This is a genomic window from Microbacterium aurantiacum (assembly GCF_021654035.1).
GTDB lineage: Bacteria > Actinomycetota > Actinomycetes > Actinomycetales > Microbacteriaceae > Microbacterium > Microbacterium aurantiacum.
Genome location: NZ_JAJPDW010000003.1, coordinates 231,510 through 254,011 on the forward strand (window position 1 = coordinate 231,510; position 22,502 = coordinate 254,011).

Genomic DNA, 22,502 nt, shown 5'->3' on the forward strand with positions numbered 1-22,502 from the left:
CTGCCCTCGCGGGGGCTCAGGGCCAGAGCGAGTGGTACGCGTTGATCGCCGGCTGTCCGCCGAGGTGCGCGTAGAGGACGGTGGAGTCCTTGGGGATGTCGCCCGAGGAGACGAGATCGATCAGTCCCGCGAGGGACTTGCCCTCGTAGACCGGGTCGGTGATCATCGCCTCGAGCTGCGCGCCGAGGGCCATCGCCTCCATCGTCGAATCGACCGGGAGTCCGTAGAGCTCGCCCGCCCAGCCCTCGAGCACCTGGATCTCGTCATCGCGCAGGTCCCGCCCGAGCTCGATGAGCGCAGCGGTGTTGCGCGCGATCCGGGCCACCTGATCGCGGGTCTTCGCCAGCGTCGCCGACGCGTCGATCCCGAGGATGCGGCGCCGCACGCCGGTGAGGTCCTCGAGCGCGGCGAACCCCGCGATCATCCCCGCGTGGGTCGACCCGGTCACGGTGCACACCACGATCGTGTCGAAGGTCAGCCCGAGTTCCTTCTCCTGCGCGGCGACCTCGAAGGCCCAGTTCGCGAATCCCAGGCCGCCGAGCCGGTGCTCGGAGGCGCCGGCGGGAATCGGGTAGGGCGTGCCGCCGGCATCCTCCACCTCCGCGAGAGCCTCTTTCCAGGAATCGCGGATGCCGATGTCGAAGCCCGCATCGTCCAGCCGCGAGTCCGCGCCCATCATGCGCGAGAGCAGGATGTTGCCCACGCGATCGTTGGTGGGGTCATCCCACGGGACCCACTTCTCCTGCACGAGACGGGCCTTCAGCCCCAGGTGCGCGGCGACCGCGGCGACCTGACGGGTGTGGTTGGACTGGTAGCCGCCGATCGAGACCAGCGTGTCGGCGCCGGAAGCGAGGATGTCCGGAACGATGTACTCGAGCTTGCGGATCTTGTTCCCGCCGTAGGCGAGCCCGCTGGAGACGTCCTCGCGCTTGGCCCAGATCTCCGCGCCGCCGAGATGCTGCGTGAGGCGCTTCAGGTGCTGGAGGGGACTCGGTCCGAAGGTGAGGGGGTAGCGCGGGTGCTGCTCGAAGTTCACGGGGCGTCTCCTCCGGTGCGGGTGGGTGCGGGTGTGTCGAGGGGTGTGAGGGTCTGCCAGATCTCGGCGACGCAGCTGCCTGCGAGCTCGACGTCGCCTCGCTCGCACAGCTCGACGAGCTCGTCGTGCCGTGCGGTGGAGTCCCGGCCTTCGTGGGAGGCGAAGCGCAGGCGCTCGGCCCGCTCGAGGACCGGCTCGTAGGTCGCCAGGACTGCCGCGAGGGCGGCGTTTCCGCACCGCTCGACGGCGACGGCGTGGAAGGCGGCATCGGCTGCGAGCGCAGCGTCGACGTCGCCGCGCTGCTGTGCGTCGGCGAAGGCGGCGTTGGCATGCCGCATCCGCTCGAGGTCCTCGCCGTTCATCTGCGGTACCGCCGTCTCGACCGCCCAGCGGTGGAGCGCGGCGACGACGCCCTGCGCATCGCGGACGGCGTCGACGTCCAACGGGGCGACCACGGTCGAGCGTCCCGGCGTCGCCTGCACGAGACCCGCGCGGGAGAGCGCGAGCAGCGCCTCGCGCACCGGGGTTCGGCTGACCCCGAGCCACGCCGCGATGTCGGCGTCCCGCAGCTGCTCCTCGGGCGCGAGGGTCCCGTCGACGATCGCGTCGCGCACACGGGCGTAGACGTCGTCGCGCAGGAGCGCGCGAGGGGGGAGCGGGATCGCGGGGAGCGGCACGCAATATATTGCATACTGCGGGGGGTGCCGTGTCAAACCCGCGGCTCACGTCTTCTCGGCCTCGCGGGCCGAACTCCTCAGATTCGGTGGTCGCGGGCGGGAATCCGGCCGATTCGGGGCGATTCGGCCCGGATCGGAGGAGTTCGGCCCGGGGGCGGCGGGGGTCAGCTGAGGGCGCCGCCGACGAGGGGCGGGTCGACGGGCGTGCGGAGCGTCGTCTCGAGCACGAGCGCCAGGGCGCGGGCGACGTCGGCCGTCGAGACCACGGCGTCCGCCCGGTGATCGGTCGTCCAGGGGACGTGCACGAACCCGGCGCGCACGCCCGCCACCCCGGTGGTCGCATGGAGTGCGTGGAACATCACGTGGTTGCAGACGAACGTTCCCGCCGAATGGGAGACAAATGCCGGCACCCCCGCCGCCCGGAGGTCGGCGACGATCGCCTTCACCGGCAGGGTCGCGAAGAACGCCGCGGGGGCCCCGGGCACGCTCGGCGCATCGATCGGCTGCGCCCCGTCGTTGTCCGGGATGCGCGCGTCCGCGAGGTTCACTGCGATCCGCTCGGGAGTGATGCCGCCGCGGTCGCCGGCGAGGCCCGTGGCGATGACGACGTCGGGGCGGTGCTCGTCGATCAGGGAGCGGAGGGCCGCGGCGGCGCCGTCGAACGAGACCGGGAGGATCGCGGTGACGAGCGCGGCGGGGCCGCTCCAGGATGCCGCCAAGAGCCGGACCGCGTCTCCCGACGGATTCGCGGTATCGCCGGCGAACGGGACGAATCCGGTGACGAGCGCGCGGGTCATCGTCTCAGCGTACGCGCGCCTCAGGGCCATCCGAGATCGGTGCGGATCCGCTCGCGGACCTCGACGTAGGCGGGCAGGTCCCAGAAGAAGAGGATCTTCTCCGCGACCGGCGAATCCGGGGCGGGCTCGTCCTCGAGGACGAATGCCTGGAAGGTCTCGGCGAAGTCCTCCACGACGTTGGTGGCCGCGTAATCCGAGACGAAGTCGTCGGGATACGCTTCGAAGAGCGCCTCGCCCCGCTCGGCGTCGGTGTCGTCGGGAGCTGGCGCGAGATCTCCGTACGCGATCCAGAACGTCTCGTCGAAGGCGAAGAGGGCGGAGGATGCCGCGACGCACCCCTCGTCGATCCAGAACGTCGCGCAGTCGTCGGCATCCGGATCCACGTCCGCCAGTCCGAGACTCAGGATGTGTCCGTACTCGTGGATGAGCGTCGAGGTGAGCAGGTCCTCGTCGTCGGCGTAGGCGATGTTCGCCGCGAGGGTCCAGAGGGTCGGGTCGTCCTCGTCGCGGTGGACGTAGGCCATCGTGTCGCTGTCGGGCGCATCGCCGACGCGGTACTCCGACATCGCCTCCGCCGCGAACGCGGGGGTGGCGACGCGGACGAACAGGTCCCACACCCGCTGCGCGTCGGGGCCCGGCTCGGGCACCGGTGCGCCGTCGAGGTCGATCGCGTACACCCGCACGTCGCCGAAGTCCTCGTCCGCCTCGAGCGGAGCGGCGTCGCCGGCCGGGCGGAGCAGGACGACGACGGTGACGGCGACCACCGCGGCGAGCATCGCGGCGACCGCCGAGATCAGCACCGCCTGAGCACGCACGGCGTCAGCGTAGCGCGCCGCGCGGCGCGACCGGCCGCGCGCGTAGACTCGTCGCTCGTGGTCACCCGTCTGTCGAACTTCTTCCTCCGCACCCTCCGCGAAGACCCGGCCGATGCCGAGGTCACGAGCCATCGTCTGCTCGTGCGCGCCGGCTACATCCGCCGCGCCGCGCCCGGCATCTTCACGTGGCTGCCGCTGGGCCTGAAGGTCAAGGCGAAGATCGAGGCCGTCATCCGCGACGAGATGGCGGCGGCGGGGGCGTTCGAGGTGCATTTCCCGGCGCTGCTGCCGCGGGACCCGTATGAGCAGTCCGGTCGCTGGACCTCCTACGGCGACGGCATCTTCCGCCTGCAGGACCGCAAGGGCGCCGACTACCTGCTGGCGCCGACCCACGAGGAGATGTTCACGCTCCTGGTGAAGGACCTCTACTCGTCGTACAAGGACCTGCCGCTGACGATCTTCCAGATCCAGGACAAGTACCGCGACGAGGCCCGGCCCCGCGCCGGACTCCTGCGCGGTCGCGAGTTCACGATGAAGGACGCCTACTCGTTCGACTACACCGACGCGGGACAGGATGCCTCGTACCAGGCGCAGCGCGACGCCTACGAGCGCATCTTCCAGCGCCTGGGCCTGGAGTACGTCATCGTCGCCGCCGACAACGGGCTCATGGGCGGTGCGCGCAGCGAGGAGTTCCTCCACCCCACACCCGTGGGGGAGGACACCTTCGTCCGTTCCGCCGGCGGGTACGCCGCCAACGTGGAGGCCTTCACCACGGTCGTCCCCGACGCGCTCCCGATCGACGGTCTTCCCGAACCGCAGATCTTCGATTCGCCCGACACCCCCACGATCGACACGCTCGTCGCGCACGTCAACGCCCACCTCGACGGCGAGTACACCGCAGCAGACACGCTGAAGAACGTCGTGCTCGCCCTCACCCACCTCGACGGCACGCGCGAACTCGTCGTGGTCGGACTCCCGGGTGACCGGGGCGTGGATGACAAGCGCGCCGAGGTCGCCTTCGCTCCTGCGGCGGTCGAGCCCGCCACCCCGGAGGACTTCGAGCGGCATCCGCTCCTGGTCAAGGGCTACATCGGCCCCTGGTCGCCGACCGGACCCGTCCTGGGCGAGGAGTCGGCGACCGGCATCCGCTACCTGCTCGACCCGCGGGTGGTCGACGGGACGTCCTGGATCACCGGCGCGAACATCGACCAGAAGCACGTACACTCCCTCGTGGTCGGCCGGGACTTCACTGCGGACGGCGTCGTCGAGGTCGCCGAAGTCGTACCGGGCGATCCGGCACCCGACGGATCCGGGCCCGTCGAGCTCGCCCGCGGCATGGAGATCGGTCACGTCTTCGCCCTCGGCCGGTTCTTCGCCGAGACGCTCGGGCTGAAGGTCCTCGACGAGAACGGCAAGCTCGTCACCGTCACGATGGGTTCCTACGGCATCGGTGTGACCCGCATCCTCGCGATCCTCGCCGAGCTGAACAACGACGCGAAGGGACTGGTGTGGCCGGAGTCGGTCGCGCCGTTCGACGTGCACGTCATCGCCACGGGCAAGGATGCCGCGGCCTTCGACCTGGCGACGACGCTCGCCGCGGACCTCGAGGCCGCCGGACGCGACGTCCTCTACGACGACCGACCCAAGGTGTCGCCCGGGGTGAAGTTCGCCGACGCCGAGCTCATCGGCGTCCCGCGGATCGTCATCGTCGGCCGCGGTGCCGCCGATGGACAGGTCGAGCTGTGGGATCGGCGCACGGGGGAGCGCGAGGTCGTCGCGGCCGCCGAGGCCCTGCGCATGCTGGCGGGCTGATCGGGCCCGAGGCCCGCACCGATCAGATGTCGGCGTACCGCGTGCGGGCGAAGAGGAACAGCGCGTAGGCGAGGAAACCCGCGCCGACGGCGCCTCCCAGCCACGAGCCGAACGGCAGGGCCATAAGGGCCTCCACGGCGCCGTCGAACCCGCCCGCGTAGGATCCGTCGACGGTGACGGCGGCCATCGTCAGCAGCACCCCGACGATGCCGAGGGCGATCCCCTTGGCGATGTACCCGATGACCCCGAGGCCGATCACCGCCACACCGAGGACGCCGCCGGGGATGACCATGAACGGTCGGAAACGGGTGAGGACGCCCATCACCGCGAAGGCGATGCCGCTGCCGAGGACCGTGAGGCCGATCGCCCCGAGCAGCCACGGACCCCCGGGCATCTGCAGAAGCGCCGTACTGGCCTGCTGCAGCGACCGATCGCCCTGCGGGCGCGCACCGAGCGCGATCGCACCGGCGATGAATCCGAGGGCGAGGTAGATGACCGCCTTCCCCCACTCGACCGCGCGCCGCCGCCATTTCGCCACCGTGCTGCGGTCGCGGATCAGCAGACCCTCCACGACGTAATAGACCCCGAGGGCGGTGACGGCGATGACGAGCGCCCACAGCGCGAAGAGTCCGAAGGGGGCGGCGGCGAGGGCCTTGAAGGCCCCGGCCTGATCGGATTCGCCCTCCCCGCCGAAGACGACGACCAGGATGATCGCGCCCATCAGCAGGTGGACGAGGCCGTTGCCGGCGAATCCCGCGCGCGCAGCCCACCGCATCGGGGTGGATTCCTCCACCGACCGGGCGGCGCGCTTGGCCTCACGTCTCATCCCATAGACGCTAGGCCCTTCGCGTCACGAGTCCGCGCGACCGGCCGATCCGTGCAGGTGGTCGCGGTGCTTCGCCGACTGTCGGCGGCTGGTCGGAAGGTCGATGGGGCCTGTGACGGACAGCTCGTCCTCCCACACCTCGATGTTCTTCACGTCCGGCAGGAGGTCGCGTGTGAAGACGGGATCGCGGCCCTCGCGCCGCTGCCGCGTGTAGTCCTTCAGCAGTCGGAAGGCGATCCCCGAGAGGAGACCGATGGCCACGAGGTTGACGAGGGCCATGAAGCCCATCGCCCCGTCGGCGAAGGTCCAGATCGCCCCGGTGGACACCAGGGCGCCGACGAGGACGGCGAGGACCGCCACGACCCGATAGCCGGTGAGCACCGCGCGGTTCCCGGTGATGAACTCGATGTTCGATTCGCCGTAGTAGTAGTTGCCGAGGATGGAGCTGAAGGCGAGGAGGAAGATGATGATGCTCAGCACCACGTTCGACCACTCGCCGAGCGTGCCGACCACCGCACCCTGCGTCAGCCCGATGCCCTGCGTGGCCCCGGCGAGGTCGGGGACGGAGACCAGGATGATGAACGCGGTGATCGAGCAGACGAGGAAGGTGTCGAAGTAGACACCGAGGGTCTGCACGAGACCCTGCTTGACGGGATGGGTGACGGCGGCGGAGGCCCCGGCGTTCGGGGCGGATCCGAGACCCGCCTCGTTCGAGAACATGCCGCGGCGGACACCGGTGAGGATGATGTAGCCGAGCGTGGCGCCGACGACCTCGTTGTAGCCGAACGCCGAGGTGAAGATCTCGGCGATGACCGCCGGGATCCGATCCGCGTGGATGACGACGATGACCAGACCCAGGATCAGGTAGAGGATCGCCATCGCGGGGACCAGAGCCTGGGTGACCGAGGCGATGCGGCGGACGCCCCCGAAGACGACCAGGGCCACGAGGACTGCGAGGCCGATGCCCGTGGCCCACGGCAGCCACGCCGAGGCGGACTCGTCGAAGCTGCCGGAGAGCGTCGCCTGGATCGTGTTCGCCTGGAGGGACGAGAAGGCGAGAGGGAAGCAGATGATGAGGATGACGGCGAAGACGATCCCCATCCACCGGGCGCGGAGGCCGCGCTGCATGTAATACGCCGGGCCGCCGCGGAAGCCGTCGTTGTCACGGGTCTTGTACAGCTGCGCGAGCGACGACTCGATGAAGGCGGACGCGCCACCGACGAAGGCCATCAGCCACATCCAGAAGATCGCGCCCGGGCCGCCGAGGGCGATCGCGGTCCCGACGCCGGCGATGTTGCCGACGCCGACACGGGAAGCGGCGGAGATCGTGAACGCCTGGAACGAGGACACCGACTGCGGCTCGCCCGATTCGGTGCGGGGCGTCTTGTCGGTGAGGGTCCGGAACATCTCCGGGATGAGCCGGAACTGCACCACTCCGGATCGGAGCGTGAAGTAGAGCCCGAGGAGCACCACGATGGGCAGGACGATCCAGGTCCACAGGTTGTCGCCCCACGTCGCCATCCAGTCGGTGAGCGCGTCCACATCGATCAGCTGATCCATCGGCCCAGTATGGCGGCCCGGCGTCGGCGCGCAACACCTTCCCGCCCGGTGATCGACGATGTCGCCGCGCGTTTAGCATGGTGTCGGTGAGGCGCGAACACCGGGCACGTCCCGCGTCGAGGTGGAGCATCCTCCCGCGGCTCGTCGCCGACGCCCCACCCGCGATCACCCTCGTCGTCGGAGCGATCGTCCTGATCCTCGCGCTGCTCATCATCACGCGGCCGCTGACGTCCCTCGTCCTCCTCACGGTCTACGTCGGGGTGAGCGTGGTCCTCTCCGGTGTCAGCGAGGTCGTCCGGACGACGGATGCCGGGTCGCTGCCCCGACGCCTCTTCGGCGGCGCCTGGATCGTGGTGGGTCTGGCGCTGCTGATCGGACTCGGGCGGACGCTGGAGGAGCTGCCCGGCATCCTCGCCATGCTGCTCGTCCTCGCCGGCCTCGCCTCGCTCTTCGACGCGATCACCCAGGGGTCCGTCAGCGAACGGGTCCTCGCCACCGCGTGGGGCGGCGCGCAGATCGTCTTCGGCATCCTCGCCCTCACGTGGCCGGACGTGACCCTGCTCGTGGTCGCGGTGGTGTTCGGTGTGCGCTCGGCCGTGTTCGGTCTGACCCTGATCATCCGGGGTCTGCGCGGATTCGGCCCGGGCTCCGGTGGGCGACGGGCGATGTCGGACGCCTTCACGGCACCGCCCGAGTACCACGACGCCCCCTCCCGTGTCGCGCACCGCTGGCGCGCGACCGGTCGCTTCGCCCTTTCTCTGGTCCTCGTGCTCCTGGCCTCCGGCAGCTGGTATCTGGGGAGCTGGATCCAGAGCGGCGCGCCCGTGGTCGACGCCTTCTACGATCCTCCGGCCGTCGTTCCCTACGACAACGGCCGGCTGATCCGCGCGGACGCGTTCTCGGGACAGTCTCCGCCCGGGGGAGACGTGCAGCGGATCCTCTACACGACCCGGGACGCCCTGGGTCGTCCCGCGGTGGCGAGTGCGCTCGTGATCACCCCCACCGAGTCGCGTCCGGGTGCACGCCCGGTGGTGGTCTGGAACCACGGCACGACGGGCGTCGCCCGGGGGTGCGCGCCGAGCCTCCGCGATGCCTCCGCGACCCACTGGGCGATTCCGGGGCTCAACGACGCCCTCGAGCGGGGGTGGGTCGTGGTGGCCTCCGACTACTCCGGCCAGGGAGCACCGGGCGTCTTCCCGTACCTCATCGGGCGCGGCGAGGCCCGGTCCTCCCTCGACGCGGTCCTGGCCGCGAGGGAACTGGACGGTGTGGCGCTGTCGCGCTCCACGGTCGCGTGGGGGCACTCGCAGGGGGGACACGCGGCACTGTGGATGGCGGAGATCGCCGCCGACTACGCCCCCGACATCGACCTCCTCGGCGCGGCGGTCCTCGCCCCCGTCACCGACCCGCTCGAACTCGCCGACGAGGTGACGCGCAACGTCGCCACGGCCGAGCTGTCGATCATCAGCTCGTGGGTCCTCGTGCCCTACGCCGACACGTACGACGACGTCGACCTGTCCCGATACGTCGCGCCCGGTGCGCAGACGCTCGTGCGCGAGATGACGCAGCGGTGCCCCACCGAGCCGGGCGTGATCGTCTCGGTGGCCACCGCCCTCGGCGTCTCGGAGGACAGTCCTCTGTTCCCCGCCGACCTCACCACGGGCCCCCTCGGGGCGCGACTCGCCGAGAACGCGGCCACGGGACCGTGGGACGTACCGATCCTGGTCGCGTGGGGCGATGCGGACGAGGTCATCCCCGCCCGCCTGCAGGAGGGATTCGTGGAGCGGGCGTGCGCGCAGGGCGACGAGGTGCGCTGGGCCGTCTACGCCGGATACGACCACCTCGCCACGGTCCTGCCCCGCTCGCGCTTCCTGCCGGTCCTGATCTCGTGGACCGACGCGCTGTTCACGGGCCGGGACGCGCCCACGGACGACTGCGCGCGCTACGCCGACGCCGCGCCGTGACCCGCGGCCCGTCCACCGGCCCCCGATGCCTTCCACCGCGGCATCCGGTAACGTAATGGGGTTCCGGCCGCTATCTCGGGTCGGTGAGAGCTGAATACGGAGGCCCCCTGTGGACATCGATCTCGGACTGCTGCGAACGGTCGAGCGTGAGAAGGAGATCCCCTTCGACGAGCTCGTCAGGATCATCGAGCAGGCGATCCTCACCGCCTACGCCAAGCACACCTCGCCCGACGGAGAGCTTCCCGCGGGCGCCCGGGCGGAGCTGAACCGCAAGACCGGTCACGTCGCGGTCTTCATCCCCCTCCTCGACGAGGACGACGCGGTCATCGGCGAAGAGGAGTCGACGCCGGAGAACTTCGGCCGCATCGCCGCCTTCGCCGCGAAGCAGGTCATCAGCCAGCGGCTGCGCGACATCGCCGACGACGCGGTCCTGGGGGAGTTCCGCGGCAAGGAGGGCGACATCGTCGCGGGCGTCGTCCAGCAGGGCCCGAACCCCCGCATGATCCACGTCGATCTCGGCACGGTCGAGGCGATCCTCCCGCCCGAGGAGCAGGTGCCGGGTGAGGACTACTCCCACGGGTCGCGTCTGCGCGTGTACGTCACGTCGGTGTCCAAGGGGACCAAGGGCCCGCAGATCACCGTTTCGCGCACGCACCCCGGCCTGGTCCGCAAGCTCTTCGCCCTCGAGGTCCCCGAGATCCCCGCGGGCCTCGTCGAGATCGTCTCCCTCGCGCGGGAGGCCGGTCACCGCACGAAGATCGCCGTGAAGGCGAACGACTCCACGATCAACGCCAAGGGCGCGTGCATCGGCGAGCTCGGGCGTCGCGTACGCGCCGTGACGGAGGAGCTCGGCGGCGAGAAGATCGACATCGTCGACTACGCCGCGGACCTTCCGACGTTCGTCGCGAACGCGCTGTCGCCGGCGAAGGTCACCTCCAGCTTCGTGCTGGACGCCTCGACCAAGGCGGTGCGGGCGCTCGTGCCCGACTACCAGTTGTCCCTCGCCATCGGCAAGGAGGGTCAGAACGCGCGTCTGGCCGCCAAGCTCACCGGCGCCAAGATCGACATCCAGCCCGACTCCATCCTGGAGTCGTGACCCTTTTCCGCGCCGGGCGCGCTCCGCACCCGGCGCGGGGTCAGGGAGCGAGGTGTACCATGGAGCCCGTACGAATGTGCGTCGCGTGTCGCGCACGCGTCCCACGGACCGCCCTCCTTCGGGTGGTCGCCCGCGAATCCGTCCTCGTCATCGATGAGCGTGCGGTGCTGCCGGGTCGGGGCGCGTGGGTCCACGCGTCGAGTGCGTGCATGGGTGTCGCCGTGAAACGGCGAGCGTTCGTGCGTGCGCTCCGTGTGTCAGGGCCACTTGACACACAGACCATCGAAGAGCACCTACAGCAAGACAAAGGCTGAACGGCTATGGAAACAAAGTGAACGGCTCGAAATGAGTCCCGTCCGCGACTAATGGTCTGCCCTGTGTGGGGTGGACCCCAGACAGGAGAATTGTGGCAAACGCCAAACCACGCGTGCACGAGATCGCTTCCGAACTCGGCGTCGACAGCAAGGTCGCCCTCGCCAAGCTCAAGGAGCTCGGCGAGTTCGTGAAGAGTCCGTCGTCCACCATCGAACCCCCGGTGGCCCGGAAGCTCCGCGCCGCCCTCGAGGCCGACGGGGCAGGTGGCTCTTCCGCCGCCCCGGCCCCGGCGGCGAAGCCCGCCGGACGCCCCGGCCCCGCCCGTCCCGCCGCGCGCCCCGGCCCGGCCGCCCCGAAGCCCGCCGAGGCGACTCCCGCGGTGACCCCGGCTCCCGCGCCCAAGCCCGCCGCCGCGACGCCGGCCGCGCCCGCATCGGCGGCACCCGCCGCGACTCCGTCGGCTCCCGAGCAGCCGTCCGCCGACGCGGCCCCTGCCCCCGCCGCCGGTCCGAAGCCCGGTCCCGGCGCGCCCGCGGCACCGGCGGCTCCCCGCCCGGGCGGCACGCCCCGCCCGGGCAACAACCCGTTCTCCTCGCAGCAGGGCATGGGCCAGCGTCCGGCGGGCCCCCGTCCGGGCAACAACCCGTTCTCCTCGCAGCAGGGCATGGGCCAGCGCCCGAGCCCCGGCAACATCCCCCGCCCGCAGGCTCCGCGTCCGGGTGCTCCGCGTCCGGGTGCTCCCGGCGCGCGTCCCGGCCGTCCCGGTGGCGGCGGCGGGCGTCCCGGTGCGCCGTTCCAGCAGCGTCCGGGCGGTCCTGGTCGTCCCGGCGGTGGCGGCGGCGGTTTCCAGCGTCCCGGTGGCGCGCCCGGCGGCGGTTTCGCCGGTCGTCCCGGTGGTGGCGGCGGTCGCGGCCGTGGTCCCGGCGGTGGCACCGCTGGTGCCTTCGGCAAGGGCGGCGGCAAGTCCAAGCAGCGCAAGTCGCGTCGGGCGAAGCGTCAAGAATTCGAGATGAGGGATGCCCCGCAGGTCGGTGGCGTCAACGTCCAGAAGGGCAACGGCGAGATCATCCGCCTGCGTCGTGGTGCCTCGATCTCGGACTTCGCCGACAAGCTCGAGGCGATCCGCGGCTACACCGTGCAGCCCGGCACGCTCGTGACGATCCTCTTCAACCTCGGCGAGATGGCCACGGCCACCGAGTCGCTGGATGAGGCCACCTTCGAGGTGCTCGGCGCCGAGCTCGGCTACAAGATCCAGATGGTCTCGCCCGAGGACGAGGACAAGGAGCTCCTGGAGGGCTTCGGTCTCGACCTCGAGGCCGAGCTGGAGGCGGAGAGCGAGGACGACCTCGAGATCCGTCCCCCGGTCGTCACCGTCATGGGTCACGTCGACCACGGTAAGACGCGACTGCTCGACGCGATCCGCCAGACCAACGTCGTGGCGGGCGAGGCCGGCGGCATCACCCAGCACATCGGTGCCTACCAGGTGTGGACCGAGCACGAGGGGATCGAGCGGGCCATCACCTTCATCGACACCCCGGGTCACGAGGCGTTCACCGCCATGCGTGCCCGTGGTGCGCAGGTGACCGACCTCGCGATCCTCGTGGTCGCCGCCGACGACGGCATCATGCCCCAGACGGTGGAGGCGCTGAACCACGCCCAGGCGGCGAACGTGCCGATCGTGGTCGCGGTCAACAAGGTCGACAAGCCCGACGCCAACCCGGCGAAGGTCCGCCAGCAGCTGACCGAGTACGGTCTGGTCGCCGAGGAGTACGGCGGCGACGTCATGTTCGTCGACGTCTCGGCACGCCAGGGAACGGGCATCCAGGACCTCCTGGACGCCCTGCTCCTGACGGCGGACGCCGGGCTCGACCTCACGGCCAACCCGAACAAGGCGGCCCGCGGTGTCGCGATCGAGGCGAAGCTCGACAAGGGTCGCGGTTCCGTCGCGACGGTACTGATCCAATCCGGAACGCTCCGCGTCGGTGACGCGATCGTCGCCGGGACGGCCTACGGCCGCGTCCGCGCGATGATCGACGAGAACGGCGACCCGGTGGACGAGGCGTACCCGTCGCGTCCGGTCCAGGTGCAGGGACTCAACTCCGTGCCCCGCGCCGGCGACACCTTCATCGTCACCGAGGAGGACCGCACCGCTCGCCAGATCGCCGAGAAGCGCGAAGCCGCCGAGCGCAACGCGCAGCTGGCCAAGGCCCGCAAGCGCATCTCGCTCGAGGACTTCACCCGTGCGTTGGAAGAGGGCAAGGTCGAGTCGCTCAACCTCATCATCAAGGGTGACGTCTCCGGTGCCGTCGAGGCGCTGGAGGAGTCGCTGCTGAAGATCGAGGTGGACGATTCGGTCCAGCTCCGCATCATCCACCGCGGCGTCGGCGCGATCACCGAGTCGGACATCAACCTGGCCACGATCGACAACGCGATCGTGATCGGCTTCAACGTCCGTCCCGACACCAAGGCGCGCGAGCGCGCGGCCCGCGAGGGTGTGGACGTCCGGTTCTACTCGGTCATCTACAACGCGATCGACGACGTCGAGCAGTCGCTCACGGGCATGCTCAAGCCGGAGTTCGAAGAGGTCCAGTCGGGCGTGGCCGAGATCCGCGAGGTGTTCCGCTCCTCCAAGTTCGGCAACATCGCCGGTGTCATCGTCCGCTCGGGCACGATCACGCGCAACGCCAAGGCGCGCGTCATCCGCGACGGCGTCGTGATCGCCGACGGGCTCGCCATCGAGTCGCTGCGCCGCTTCAAGGACGACGTCACCGAGGTCCGCACGGACTTCGAGGCCGGTATCGGACTGGGCAAGTACAACGACATCCAGATCGGCGACGAGATCGAGACCACTGAGATGGTGGAGAAGCCGCGAGGCTGATCCTCTCCCGTCAGGGGCGCCCGCGTATCCGTAAGGGGCGGGCGCCCCTGCTCCGTTCGAAAGGAACACACATGGCCGGCGAACGTCAGGCACGCCTCGGAGACCGCATCCGCGTCATCCTCGCCGAACGTCTCGAGAAGGGGCTGCGCGACCCGCGGCTCGGATTCGTCACGATCACGGATGTCCGGGTGACCGGAGATCTCCAGCACGCCTCCGTCTTCTACACCGTGCTCGGCTCGGAGGCGGATCGGGAAGGTTCCGCGGCGGCGCTGAAGGCGGCGACCGGGATGCTCCGATCTGAGGTCGGCAAGCACCTGAACACCCGGCTGACGCCCTCGCTGGAGTTCATCCTCGACGGCATCCCCGAGAACGCCGGTCACATCGAGGACCTTCTGCGCGAGGCGCGGGAACGGGATCAGGCTGTCGCCGGACTCGCGGCGTCCGCGTCGCCCGCAGGCGAAGCGGACCCGTACATCAAGCCCCGCGTCGACGACGAGGACTGATCCGGCTGCGCGGCTCTCTCAACGGGGGAGCCGCGCCCGGTCCGCCACGACCTCCACCAGGCCGTCGGCGACGAGCGAATCGATCGCGCGGTCGCGTTGTCGGGCATCCGGCCACTCCGCCAGCAGCGCGGCGAGGTCCACATCGTCCGGTGCCGCGCCGCGCAGGATGCCGAGCACCGCACCCCGCGCATGGCGGTCGCTGCCCTCGTAGCGCGCCTGTCGGCGACGCAGATCTGGCGACGCGGGGAATCCCTCGGCGCGCCATCGACAGATCTCCGCGAGCGGGCATGCGTCGCACCGCGGAGACCGTGCCGTGCAGACGGTCGCGCCGAGCTCCATCGCCGCGGCGTTGACGATCGCGGCGTCCGCGCGGTCTTCCGGAAGGACCCCCTCCATGCGGACGAGGTCCTCTTTGGCGGGCGGACCGGGCTGCGCCCGCCCCTCGAGGACACGGGCGAGCACGCGACGGGTGTTCGTGTCGACCACCGGATGCCGGTCTCCATAGGCGAAGACCGCCACCGCCCGTGCCGTGTAGTCGCCGATGCCGCTGAGGGCGAGGAGCGCGTCGACGTCCCGGGGGACGACGCCGTCGTGTCGGTCGCGGACCTGCACCGCCGCGCGGTGCAGCCACAGCGCGCGACGGGGGTAGCCGAGGTTGGCCCACTGAGCGACGGCGTCCCCCGGCGCGGCCGCGGCGAGCGCCGCCGCATCCGGCCACCGCGACAGCCAGGCCTCCAGGTGCGGGATGACCCGCGCGACCGGTGTCTGCTGGAGCATGAACTCGCTCACGAGGATGCCCCAGGCTCCGAAGCCGTCGCGACGCCACGGCAGGTCGCGGGCGTTCTCGCGGTACCAGGCGATGAGGGGCGGTGCGAGTGCGGACATCCCCACGAGCCTAAGCTGGAGAGCATGCCTGTGGATCCCGGTGACGAGCGATGACGGCCGGCGGAATCCTGCTGGTGGACAAGCCCGGCGGCATCACCAGCCACGACGTGGTCGCCCGTGCCCGCCGCGCGCTCGGCACCCGCAAGGTCGGTCACGCCGGGACGCTCGACCCGATGGCGACGGGGCTGCTGGTCGTCGGCGTCGACGCGGCGACGCGCCTGCTCACCTATGTCGTCGGCCTCGGCAAGACCTACGAGGGCACCATCCGGCTGGGGCAGGCGACGACCACCGACGACGCGGACGGGGAGCAGACCGCGCAGACGGACGCCTCGTCCCTCACCGCGTCGCAGATCGAGGCCGCGCTGCAGCCCCTGCGCGGCGTGATCTCGCAGGTTCCGAGCACCTTTTCCGCGATCAAGGTCGAGGGGCGCCGGGCGTACGATCTGGCCCGGGCGGGGGAGGAGGTGCACCTGAAGGCGCGCGAGGTCACCGTATCCAGACTCGACGTCGTGGCCGAACGTCGGCACGGCGTCGTCGTCGATCTCGATGTCGTCGTCGACTGCTCCAGCGGCACCTACATCCGTGCTCTCGCCCGCGATCTCGGATCGGCCCTCGGGGTCGGCGGGCATCTCACCGCCCTCCGGCGCACGCGGATCGGTCCGTTCTCCGTGTCGGATGCGGTGCGCCTGGACGACATCGGCCGGGATCGCCTCCGCACCTCCGCGGCCGCCGCCGCCGAGGTGCTGGGCCGGTTCGATGTCACCGGGGAGGAGGCCCGAGACCTCCGTCACGGCAAGCGCCTCTCCGGAGCCGCCGAGCGTCTCCCGTCGTCTCCGATCGCCGCCGTCGACCCTGACGGTGTCCTCGTGGGCATCGTCGAGCGACGCGGAGCGGATGTGAAGAGCGTGATGAACATGCCCGAAGGAGACAGCGCATGATCCTGTGGTTCACCCTCGCTCAGGTGGTCCTCGCCGTCGTGGCGGGGTTGTTCTGCGTCATCGCCGGTCTCGCCGGTCGACGCCCGAGCGATGTGAGCGTCGGATCCCTCGCCCTGGTGGAGCTGCTGCTGATCGTGCAGATCGTCGCGGCCGTCATCGCCCCCTTCGCCGGGAACCCGCCCTCGGGGAGCGCCCTGGAGTTCTGGGTCTACCTGGTCTCGGCCGCGCTCCTTCCGGTGGCGGCGGTGGCCTGGGCACTGCTCGAGCGGAGCCGCTGGAGCACGGTCATCATGGGTATCGCCGCCCTCTCGGTCGCCGTCATGGTGTGGCGGATGCAGGTGATCTGGACCGTTCAGGTCGCGTGAGCGGGGTCCGCCGGGCGCCCGCCGCGCCTAGGATCGAAAGGTCATGAGCGCCTCCTCCCGTCCTCGCATGAGCGGCATCGGCCGCGTCCTGGTCATCGTCTACGCGGTGATGGCCCTCGCCGCGACCGGTCGCTCGTTCGTCCAGATCGTCGAGCGCTTCGACGAGGCGCCGCTGGCGTACGGGCTGTCGGCCCTCGCGGCGCTCGTCTACATCCTCGCCACGCTCGCGCTCGTCTTCGCCGGGTCCGCGCGATGGTACGTCGTGGCGTGGGTCGCGATCGTCTTCGAACTGGTGGGGGTGCTCGTCATCGGCACGCTCAGCCTTGTGCTGCCCGCCCTCTTCGCGCACCCGACGGTGTGGTCGGGCTTCGGGTACGGCTACCTCTTCATCCCGCTCGTGCTGCCCTTCCTCGGCCTGTGGTGGCTCATCACGCACCGGCCCGGCGTCCGCGTGCAGCGCGCCGCAGAGGTCGCCGCGTGATCGTCTTCCGCGATCCGGCGGAGGTGCCCCGCGACTTCGGTCCGTCCGTCGTGGCCATCGGCAAGTTCGACGGCGTGCACACCGGCCACCGCGCCGTGATCGACCGCGCGCGTGTGGACGCCGCCGCCGCCGGAGCCCGCGTGGTCGCCGTCACGTTCGACCGGAACCCCCTGGCCGTCCTCCGCCCCGACCTCTGTCCCGACTCGCTCGTCGGACCGGAGCAGAAGCTGCGCCTCCTCGCCGAGGCCGGTGTCGATGCGACCCTCATGCTCACCTTCGACGAGACCCTCGCGGCGCTACCTGCCCGGGCCTTCGTCGAGCACGTCCTGGTCGGTGCGCTCGCGGTGCGCCTGGTGATGGTGGGCAGTGACTTCCGCTTCGGTCGCGGCGGTTCCGGCGACCCGGAGTTCCTCCGCACGCTCGGCGCAGAGCTTGGATTCGATGTCGAGGTCGTCGACGATGTGCGCGCGGCGGATGCCGGGCGACGCGTGTCGTCCACGTGGGTGCGCGAGCTCCTCGCCGACGGAGCCGTCGAGAACGCCGCCCGCGTCCTCGGTCGTCCGCACGCGGTGCGCGCGGAGGTCGTCCACGGGCTCAAGCGCGGTCGCGCACTCGGGTATCCCACCGCGAACCTCGCCGCCGATCTGGAGGGCTTCGTCCCCGCCGACGGCATCTATGCGGGATGGCTGGTCGACCACGGGGCGCGCGGAGGTGCCGACGGGCTGCGGAGCAGCATCCGTTATCCGGCGGCGATCAGCGTAGGGACGAACCCCACCTTCGACGATGTCCCCGTCCGGCAGGTGGAGGCCTACGTCCTCGACGAAACGGACCTCGACCTCTACGGCCACGTGGTCGACGTGCAGTTCGTCGCCCGCATCCGCGGGATGCAGGCCTTCGACGGCATCGACCCCCTCATCGCGCAGATGGGCCGGGACGTGGCGGACGTGCGGGCGGCGCTGGGCTGAGCCCGCGCCGCCCGGTCCGCGATCCTCAGTAGGAGGAGTCGTCCACCGCGCCGGTCGCGGCGGCGCCCTCGTCGACGGCGCGCGCTTCGGCGAGGATCGTCGCGGACGCACTCGTGCCGAGGCGCGTCGCGCCGGCATCCAGCATCGCCACGGCCGTGTCGAGGCTCCGCACGCCGCCGGAGGCCTTGACCTGCACGGTCTCACCGACGTTCGCGCGCATCAGTCGGATGTGCTCCACGGTCGCGCCCCCGCCGGCGAACCCGGTGGAGGTCTTGACGAAATCGGCGCCGGCGGCTTCGGACGCCCGGCAGGCCCGCACGATCGCGTCGTCGTCGAGGTACGAGGTCTCGAAGATCACCTTGACGATGTGCCCGTCGGCGGCGGCGACCACCGCACGGATGTCCGCCTCGACCTCGGCGTCCATCCCCGAGAGGAGCCAGCCGATGTTCAGGACCATGTCGAGCTCGCTCGCGCCGTCCGCCAGCGCCTGGCGCACCTCGGCGACCTTCGTCGCGGTGGAGGTGGTTCCGTGCGGGAAGCCGATGACGGTGCCGACGGCCACGCCGGTCCCGGCGAGACGCTCCACGGCGTGCGGGATGTCGGAGGGGCGCACGCACACGCTGAACACACCCCACTGCGCGGCGATGTCGAGTTCGGCGTCGACGGCGGCGCGGGTGAAATCGGGCTTGAGGATCGCGTGGTCGATGGCGGCGGCGATCTGGTCGTGCGTATACGTCATGGTCAAAGCCTACGTTCGGGCGGGCGCAGCCGCACCCGTCCCCACGCCGCCGGTGCCGGCAGCTCCCCATAGCGGACGTCCGCGCCGTCCGCGTCGACCGAGGCGACGCAGACGAGCAGCGACTGCGTCGGATACCCGTGGGGGCGGTTGTCGCGCACGATCGCCTCGTCGTCGTCGGCGGCGAGGCCGGCGCTGGTGTCGAGGACGTCCAGCCACGGCTCCCACCACGCGTCGCCTGCGGCGGGCGGTGCCGAGCGGAAGGCGTCCAGCCAGCGGTCGATCCGCGGGGTGGCGGGGTCGTCGAGATCATCGTGGGCGATCATGTGGGTCCCCGGGGGGATCGCGGTCTCGCGCTCGGTGATTCCGTTCCACTGGAGCAGGTGCGCCTCCCGGTCGGTGACGTCGACGAGGTTGAACCCGTGCGTGCGGGGCGGGTCCGTCCACCGCCCGCCGGCGGCGCGCGCGAGGACCAGGCCGCCGCGAGAGGCGGGGGAGGGGTCGGCGAGCGTCTCGGCGCGGTTCAGGAGGACCGCGAGGCGCCCGGCGTCGGCGTCGGCGGCCAGCCACGCCCCGCCGGCGCGGACGTCCTGCACCCCGACGAGCGCGGGGTGCGTCTGCGGCCACCACGGTCCGAGCGGTCTCCACGGGCGCTGCGGATCCTCGTCGCGGATCGCCAGGAGCCGGACCGCGCGATCGTGTGCGGGCGCGTCCGGCTCGGGAACGCGGATCACAACCGTGCACACGGGAAGACCTCCGAGGTCGGGGTGGAACGTGCCAAGATCGGAACGTGTTCGTCGTGGTGGGAGTGACGGGCGGCATCGCCGCCTACAAGGCCGTCGCGGTCGTCCGCGCGTTCGTGCAGGACGGGCACGACGTCCATGTCATCCCGACGCCGGATGCGCTCCGCTTCGTGGGCACCGCGACGTGGGAGGCGATCAGTCGGAACCCGGTGACGACCTCGGTCCACGACGATGTCGCGCGTGTGCGTCATGTCTCCCTCGGTCAGTCGGCCGACCTGATCGTGATCGCCCCGGCCACGGCGAATTCGCTCGCGAAGATGACGGCCGGCCTCGCCGACGACCTCCTCGGGACGACCCTACTGGCCACCACCGCACCGGTGGTCGTGGCCCCCGCGATGCACACCGAGATGTGGCGGCACCCGGCCACCCAGCACAACATCGGTATCCTGCGCGGTCGCGGCGTCGAGGTCGTCGGGCCCGAGGACGGCCCACTGACCGGCGGCGACAGCGGTCCCGGGCGGATGTCGGAACCCCACGCGATCGTCGCGGCGGCGCTCGCGGCGATCGGTTCCCCCGCCGACGCCGGCGCGTCCGAGGAGGCAGCCGAGCGCGGGGGCGACCTGCAGGGCCTCCGCGTCGTCGTGAGCGCCGGCGGGACGCGGGAGCCGATCGATCCGGTCCGCTTCCTCGGCAATCGCTCGAGCGGTCGCCAGGGCGTGGCGGTCGCCTGCGCGGCCGCCGATCGCGGAGCCGAGGTCACCCTCGTCGCCGCCCACATCGACGCCGACGTGCTGGCTGCGGCATCCGCGTCGCCACGGGTGCGCATCGTCCGGGCGGGGACGGCGGCCGAGCTGGGAGACGCGGTCCGCGAGGCCGCGGTGGGGGCGGACGTGGTCGTCATGGCCGCCGCGGTGGCCGACTACCGCGTCGCGGAGGTGTCCGCGCACAAGCTCGCGAAGGAGCAGGCCGACGGTCCCGAGGTCTCGCTGCGCCTCGTCCAGACCGACGACATCCTCGCCGGGCTCGCGTCCGGCCGCGCTCCCGGACAGACGATCGTCGGCTTCGCCGCCGAGACGCCCGCGCCCGCCGAGACGCTGCTCGAGCGCGGTCGGCGCAAGGCCCTCCGCAAGGGCGCCGATCTCCTGGCGGTGAACCGCGTCGGATGGACCGAGGGGTTCGAGGTCGACGCCAACGCGGTGCTCCTCCTCGACCGGCGCGGCGAGCTCGTGGCCGAAGCTCGGGGGGACAAGCGTGCCGTCGCCGACGCGCTGTGGGACGGCATCCGGGAAATCCGCGCCGAAAGGTAACGAAAGGGTAACGACGTGGGCTAGGGTGATCTCACCCGCACGTCCGGCCCATCGATGCCGATGGGACGACCCGAAGGACGCCCATGCCGCACGATCCTGCGCGCGACCGACTCGCCTCTCTCGTCGTCGCCTGCGCCCTGGCCGCCGTCGCGGTCGTCGTCGCCGTCGTCGGGGCGAGTCCCGCGCGGGTGAGCGCCGGCGAGCTGCTCGGGGACACACGCGATCCGGGCGAGGCGGCGTTCATCGCCAGTCACCGGGGCGGCGCGGCCGTCGCGCCGGAGAACACCCTCGAGGCGGTCCGAATCGCCCTGGATGCCGGGTTCTCCTACGTCGAGGTCGACGTCGGGCGCACCGCCGACGGGCATCCCGTCCTCCTGCACGACGCCACGGTGGACCGCACCACCGACGGCAGCGGCCGGCTCGACGCGCTCGACCTCGCCGAGGTGCGCTCCCTCGACGCCGGATCCTGGTACTCGTCCGAGTTCGTCGGCGCCCGCGTCCCGACGCTCGAGGAGTTCCTCGACGTCCTCGTCGGAACCGACGCCCGCGCCCTCCTCGAGCTGAAGGGAGAGTGGGACGCCGCGGGGGTGACGCGGGTGCTCGGCGCGATCCGCGACCGGGGCCTCGACGATCGCGTCGCGACGGCGAGCTTCGACGCGACCGCGCTCGCCCACGTCGCGGCGCAGTCCGACACGGTCCACCGGATGCTGATCCTCCGCCGTCTTCCCGAGGACGCTGCCCGCGCGGCGGCCCAGGCGGGCGTCCGGGCCCTGATCGTGGACCGGGCCGCGGTCGTCGAGCGGCCCGCGGTCGTCGACGAGCTGCACGATGCCGGCATCCGGATCGTCGTCTACACCCTCAACACCGATCGGGACTGGGACGAGGTCACCGCGCTCGGCGTCGACGGCATCATCACCGACGACCCCTTCACCCTCTCGGACTGGCAGGAGGGCGTCGCGCTTTCCCGCTGACGCGGGGCGTCGTCGCGGGTCGACGTGCTCCGGGACGTAGGCTCGCCTCCGGAGTGTTCGGAGGTCTCATGGTCCAGGTCCGTCGTCGGCGCCGCGCCGCGCCCGTGCTGATCGCGGCCGGCGTCCTGCTCGCCGTCCTCACCGGGTGCCAGCCGGAGCCGGTCGGCTTCACCGCCACGCCCGCCCCCACTCCGACCGCATCCGCCACCCCTCCCGCGGAGACCTCCACGCCGACCGAGACCGCGCCGGCTGCGGCGCTTCCCGGAGAGTGCGGAGCGCTCTACTCCGAGGGGATGCGCGCATCGCTCGAGGCGGCCGTGCCGCCGGCGAACGACCCCGTGGTGACGATGCTGTCCTCGCAGAACGCCCAGCTGGCGGAGCTCCTCGCCTCCGGAATCCCGGTCCTGCGGTGCACGTGGGGCGGTGCGGAAGGGCCGGGCATCGCCACGACGGTCGCGTCGATCGAGCCGGCGCAGGCGGATGCCGCGCGCGCCGTCATGGCCGAGTCGGCGTTCGGGTGCGAGAGCGTCGGCCACGCCGATCTGTGCCGCATCGAGCGCCGGGGCATCACCCTCGACGACGTCGAGTACGTCAGCGGCGAGGATCACCTCTTCGCGGACGGTCTGTGGGTCGCCACCAGCTGGATCGACGTCCTCCCCGAGGGGTATTCCGCCGACATCGCCGCGCAGCTGTGGGGATGAGGACGGGTCGCGTCCGCTAGACTCTTCGCCGGGGGCTGCCACGCGACGCCGCACCGCGCCAAGCGCGGGCCCGCGGCATCCGGCGACACACCCCCTCCCGCGTTCGCGACGGCGTCCGCGCCGCCCGCGGG

The 22,502-nt window shown here is 71.4% G+C and carries 22 protein-coding genes; 13 read left to right on the forward strand and 9 right to left on the reverse strand.

Going from position 1 to position 22,502, the window contains the following annotated elements:
• Positions 1–16 precede the first annotated feature (16 nt).
• The 4 genes from LTL01_RS09380 to LTL01_RS09395 all read right to left on the reverse strand — a co-directional run bounded on the left by LTL01_RS09380 (position 17) and on the right by LTL01_RS09395 (position 3,325).
• On the reverse strand, positions 17–1,036 hold the full coding sequence (locus LTL01_RS09380; protein ID WP_236968349.1) for a 1-aminocyclopropane-1-carboxylate deaminase: 1,020 nt from the start codon (positions 1,034–1,036) through the stop codon (positions 17–19).
• Positions 1,033–1,713 carry a GntR family transcriptional regulator gene (locus LTL01_RS09385; protein ID WP_236968350.1) on the reverse strand — a complete coding sequence of 227 codons (681 nt, stop codon included), beginning with the start codon at positions 1,711–1,713 and terminating at the stop codon, positions 1,033–1,035. Before LTL01_RS09385 ends, LTL01_RS09380 begins: the two co-directional genes overlap by 4 nt.
• A 164-nt stretch (positions 1,714–1,877) precedes the next feature.
• Positions 1,878–2,510: a pyroglutamyl-peptidase I gene (pcp, locus tag LTL01_RS09390; protein ID WP_236968351.1), complete on the reverse strand. Its 633-nt coding sequence runs from the start codon at positions 2,508–2,510 to the stop codon at positions 1,878–1,880.
• 20 nt (positions 2,511–2,530) lie between these two features.
• A complete protein-coding gene (locus tag LTL01_RS09395) occupies positions 2,531–3,325 on the reverse strand; it encodes an NADH:ubiquinone oxidoreductase subunit 4 (chain M) (RefSeq protein ID WP_236968352.1) in 795 nt (264 codons plus the stop codon).
• Positions 3,326–3,382: 57 nt separating this feature from the next.
• Here LTL01_RS09395 and LTL01_RS09400 point away from each other — a divergent pair, with 57 nt between their 5' ends.
• Entirely contained in the window at positions 3,383–5,137 is a 1,755-nt protein-coding gene (locus LTL01_RS09400; RefSeq protein ID WP_236968353.1) for a proline--tRNA ligase, read from the forward strand.
• Between the two features lie 22 nt (positions 5,138–5,159).
• Here the strand turns inward: LTL01_RS09400 and LTL01_RS09405 are convergent, their stop codons facing one another.
• Together LTL01_RS09405 and LTL01_RS09410 are read right to left on the reverse strand one after the other, a co-directional pair.
• A complete protein-coding gene (locus LTL01_RS09405; protein ID WP_064319332.1) occupies positions 5,160–5,963 on the reverse strand; it encodes a DUF1206 domain-containing protein in 804 nt (267 codons plus the stop codon).
• Positions 5,964–5,987: 24 nt separating this feature from the next.
• Positions 5,988–7,523 (reverse strand): alanine/glycine:cation symporter family protein, encoded by a 1,536-nt coding sequence (locus LTL01_RS09410; protein WP_236968354.1) that lies wholly within the window; start codon positions 7,521–7,523, stop codon positions 5,988–5,990.
• 86 nt (positions 7,524–7,609) lie between these two features.
• Here LTL01_RS09410 and LTL01_RS09415 point away from each other — a divergent pair, with 86 nt between their 5' ends.
• From LTL01_RS09415 to rbfA, 5 genes are all read left to right on the forward strand, one after another.
• Complete coding sequence (locus LTL01_RS09415; RefSeq protein ID WP_236968355.1) at positions 7,610–9,487, forward strand: lipase family protein; 1,878 nt, start codon at positions 7,610–7,612, stop codon at positions 9,485–9,487.
• A gap of 109 nt (positions 9,488–9,596) precedes the next feature.
• A complete protein-coding gene (gene nusA / locus LTL01_RS09420; RefSeq protein ID WP_053547599.1) occupies positions 9,597–10,583 on the forward strand; it encodes a transcription termination factor NusA in 987 nt (328 codons plus the stop codon).
• A 74-nt stretch (positions 10,584–10,657) separates the two neighbouring features.
• Positions 10,658–10,897 (forward strand): YlxR family protein, encoded by a 240-nt coding sequence (locus tag LTL01_RS09425; RefSeq protein ID WP_231717969.1) that lies wholly within the window; start codon positions 10,658–10,660, stop codon positions 10,895–10,897.
• 113 nt (positions 10,898–11,010) lie between these two features.
• Positions 11,011–13,776 carry a translation initiation factor IF-2 gene (infB, locus tag LTL01_RS09430; protein ID WP_236968434.1) on the forward strand — a complete coding sequence of 922 codons (2,766 nt, stop codon included), beginning with the start codon at positions 11,011–11,013 and terminating at the stop codon, positions 13,774–13,776.
• 71 nt (positions 13,777–13,847) lie between these two features.
• Entirely contained in the window at positions 13,848–14,279 is a 432-nt protein-coding gene (rbfA, locus tag LTL01_RS09435; protein ID WP_053547597.1) for a 30S ribosome-binding factor RbfA, read from the forward strand.
• 18 nt (positions 14,280–14,297) lie between these two features.
• On the opposite strand, the gene LTL01_RS09440 is transcribed toward rbfA, so the two are convergent.
• Entirely contained in the window at positions 14,298–15,164 is an 867-nt protein-coding gene (locus LTL01_RS09440; protein WP_053547596.1) for an iron-sulfur binding domain-containing protein, read from the reverse strand.
• A 50-nt stretch (positions 15,165–15,214) separates the two neighbouring features.
• On the opposite strand from LTL01_RS09440, the gene truB reads away from it, so the two are divergent.
• Genes truB through LTL01_RS09460 form a run of 4 tightly spaced genes read left to right on the forward strand, consistent with a single transcriptional unit; the run spans position 15,215 to position 17,913 of the window.
• A complete protein-coding gene (gene truB / locus LTL01_RS09445; protein ID WP_236968356.1) occupies positions 15,215–16,102 on the forward strand; it encodes a tRNA pseudouridine(55) synthase TruB in 888 nt (295 codons plus the stop codon).
• Complete coding sequence (locus LTL01_RS09450) at positions 16,099–16,467, forward strand: hypothetical protein (RefSeq protein WP_053547594.1); 369 nt, start codon at positions 16,099–16,101, stop codon at positions 16,465–16,467. The genes truB and LTL01_RS09450 overlap by 4 nt, the downstream gene beginning before the upstream one ends.
• 43 nt (positions 16,468–16,510) lie before the next feature.
• Positions 16,511–16,948, forward strand: coding sequence for a hypothetical protein (locus tag LTL01_RS09455; protein WP_236968357.1), 438 nt, complete (start codon positions 16,511–16,513; stop codon positions 16,946–16,948).
• Positions 16,945–17,913 carry a bifunctional riboflavin kinase/FAD synthetase gene (locus LTL01_RS09460; RefSeq protein ID WP_236968358.1) on the forward strand — a complete coding sequence of 323 codons (969 nt, stop codon included), beginning with the start codon at positions 16,945–16,947 and terminating at the stop codon, positions 17,911–17,913. The genes LTL01_RS09455 and LTL01_RS09460 overlap by 4 nt, the downstream gene beginning before the upstream one ends.
• A gap of 25 nt (positions 17,914–17,938) precedes the next feature.
• On the opposite strand, the gene deoC is transcribed toward LTL01_RS09460, so the two are convergent.
• On the reverse strand, positions 17,939–18,652 hold the full coding sequence (gene deoC / locus LTL01_RS09465) for a deoxyribose-phosphate aldolase (protein WP_236968359.1): 714 nt from the start codon (positions 18,650–18,652) through the stop codon (positions 17,939–17,941).
• 2 nt (positions 18,653–18,654) lie between these two features.
• A complete protein-coding gene (locus tag LTL01_RS09470) occupies positions 18,655–19,395 on the reverse strand; it encodes an NRDE family protein (protein ID WP_236968360.1) in 741 nt (246 codons plus the stop codon).
• 44 nt (positions 19,396–19,439) lie between these two features.
• Between LTL01_RS09470 and coaBC the strand changes: the two genes are divergently transcribed.
• The 3 genes from coaBC (at position 19,440) to LTL01_RS09485 (ending at position 22,371) form a co-directional block, all read left to right on the forward strand.
• Positions 19,440–20,699, forward strand: coding sequence for a bifunctional phosphopantothenoylcysteine decarboxylase/phosphopantothenate--cysteine ligase CoaBC (gene coaBC / locus LTL01_RS09475; RefSeq protein ID WP_236968361.1), 1,260 nt, complete (start codon positions 19,440–19,442; stop codon positions 20,697–20,699).
• Between the two features lie 83 nt (positions 20,700–20,782).
• Positions 20,783–21,670, forward strand: coding sequence for a glycerophosphodiester phosphodiesterase (locus LTL01_RS09480; RefSeq protein WP_236968362.1), 888 nt, complete (start codon positions 20,783–20,785; stop codon positions 21,668–21,670).
• Positions 21,671–21,738: 68 nt separating this feature from the next.
• Positions 21,739–22,371, forward strand: coding sequence for a hypothetical protein (locus LTL01_RS09485; RefSeq protein WP_236968363.1), 633 nt, complete (start codon positions 21,739–21,741; stop codon positions 22,369–22,371).
• Positions 22,372–22,502: the final 131 nt, after the last annotated feature.

Excerpts from the sequence above, each read along its gene's own strand:
- LTL01_RS09450 (WP_053547594.1), top strand. The coding sequence starts at position 16,099 with ATGATCCTGTGGTTCACCCTCGCTCAGGTGGTCCTCGCCGTCGTGGCG.
- LTL01_RS09425 (WP_231717969.1), top strand. The coding sequence starts at position 10,658 with ATGTGCGTCGCGTGTCGCGCACGCGTCCCACGGACCGCCCTCCTTCGG.
- deoC (WP_236968359.1), bottom strand. The coding sequence starts at position 18,652 with ATGACGTATACGCACGACCAGATCGCCGCCGCCATCGACCACGCGATC.
- rbfA (WP_053547597.1), top strand. The coding sequence starts at position 13,848 with ATGGCCGGCGAACGTCAGGCACGCCTCGGAGACCGCATCCGCGTCATC.
- pcp (WP_236968351.1), bottom strand. The coding sequence starts at position 2,510 with ATGACCCGCGCGCTCGTCACCGGATTCGTCCCGTTCGCCGGCGATACC.
- LTL01_RS09485 (WP_236968363.1), top strand. The coding sequence starts at position 21,739 with ATGGTCCAGGTCCGTCGTCGGCGCCGCGCCGCGCCCGTGCTGATCGCG.
- truB (WP_236968356.1), top strand. The coding sequence starts at position 15,215 with ATGACGGCCGGCGGAATCCTGCTGGTGGACAAGCCCGGCGGCATCACC.
- LTL01_RS09455 (WP_236968357.1), top strand. The coding sequence starts at position 16,511 with ATGAGCGCCTCCTCCCGTCCTCGCATGAGCGGCATCGGCCGCGTCCTG.
- LTL01_RS09405 (WP_064319332.1), bottom strand. The coding sequence starts at position 5,963 with ATGAGACGTGAGGCCAAGCGCGCCGCCCGGTCGGTGGAGGAATCCACC.
- LTL01_RS09410 (WP_236968354.1), bottom strand. The coding sequence starts at position 7,523 with ATGGATCAGCTGATCGATGTGGACGCGCTCACCGACTGGATGGCGACG.
- LTL01_RS09480 (WP_236968362.1), top strand. The coding sequence starts at position 20,783 with ATGCCGCACGATCCTGCGCGCGACCGACTCGCCTCTCTCGTCGTCGCC.
- LTL01_RS09440 (WP_053547596.1), bottom strand. The coding sequence starts at position 15,164 with ATGTCCGCACTCGCACCGCCCCTCATCGCCTGGTACCGCGAGAACGCC.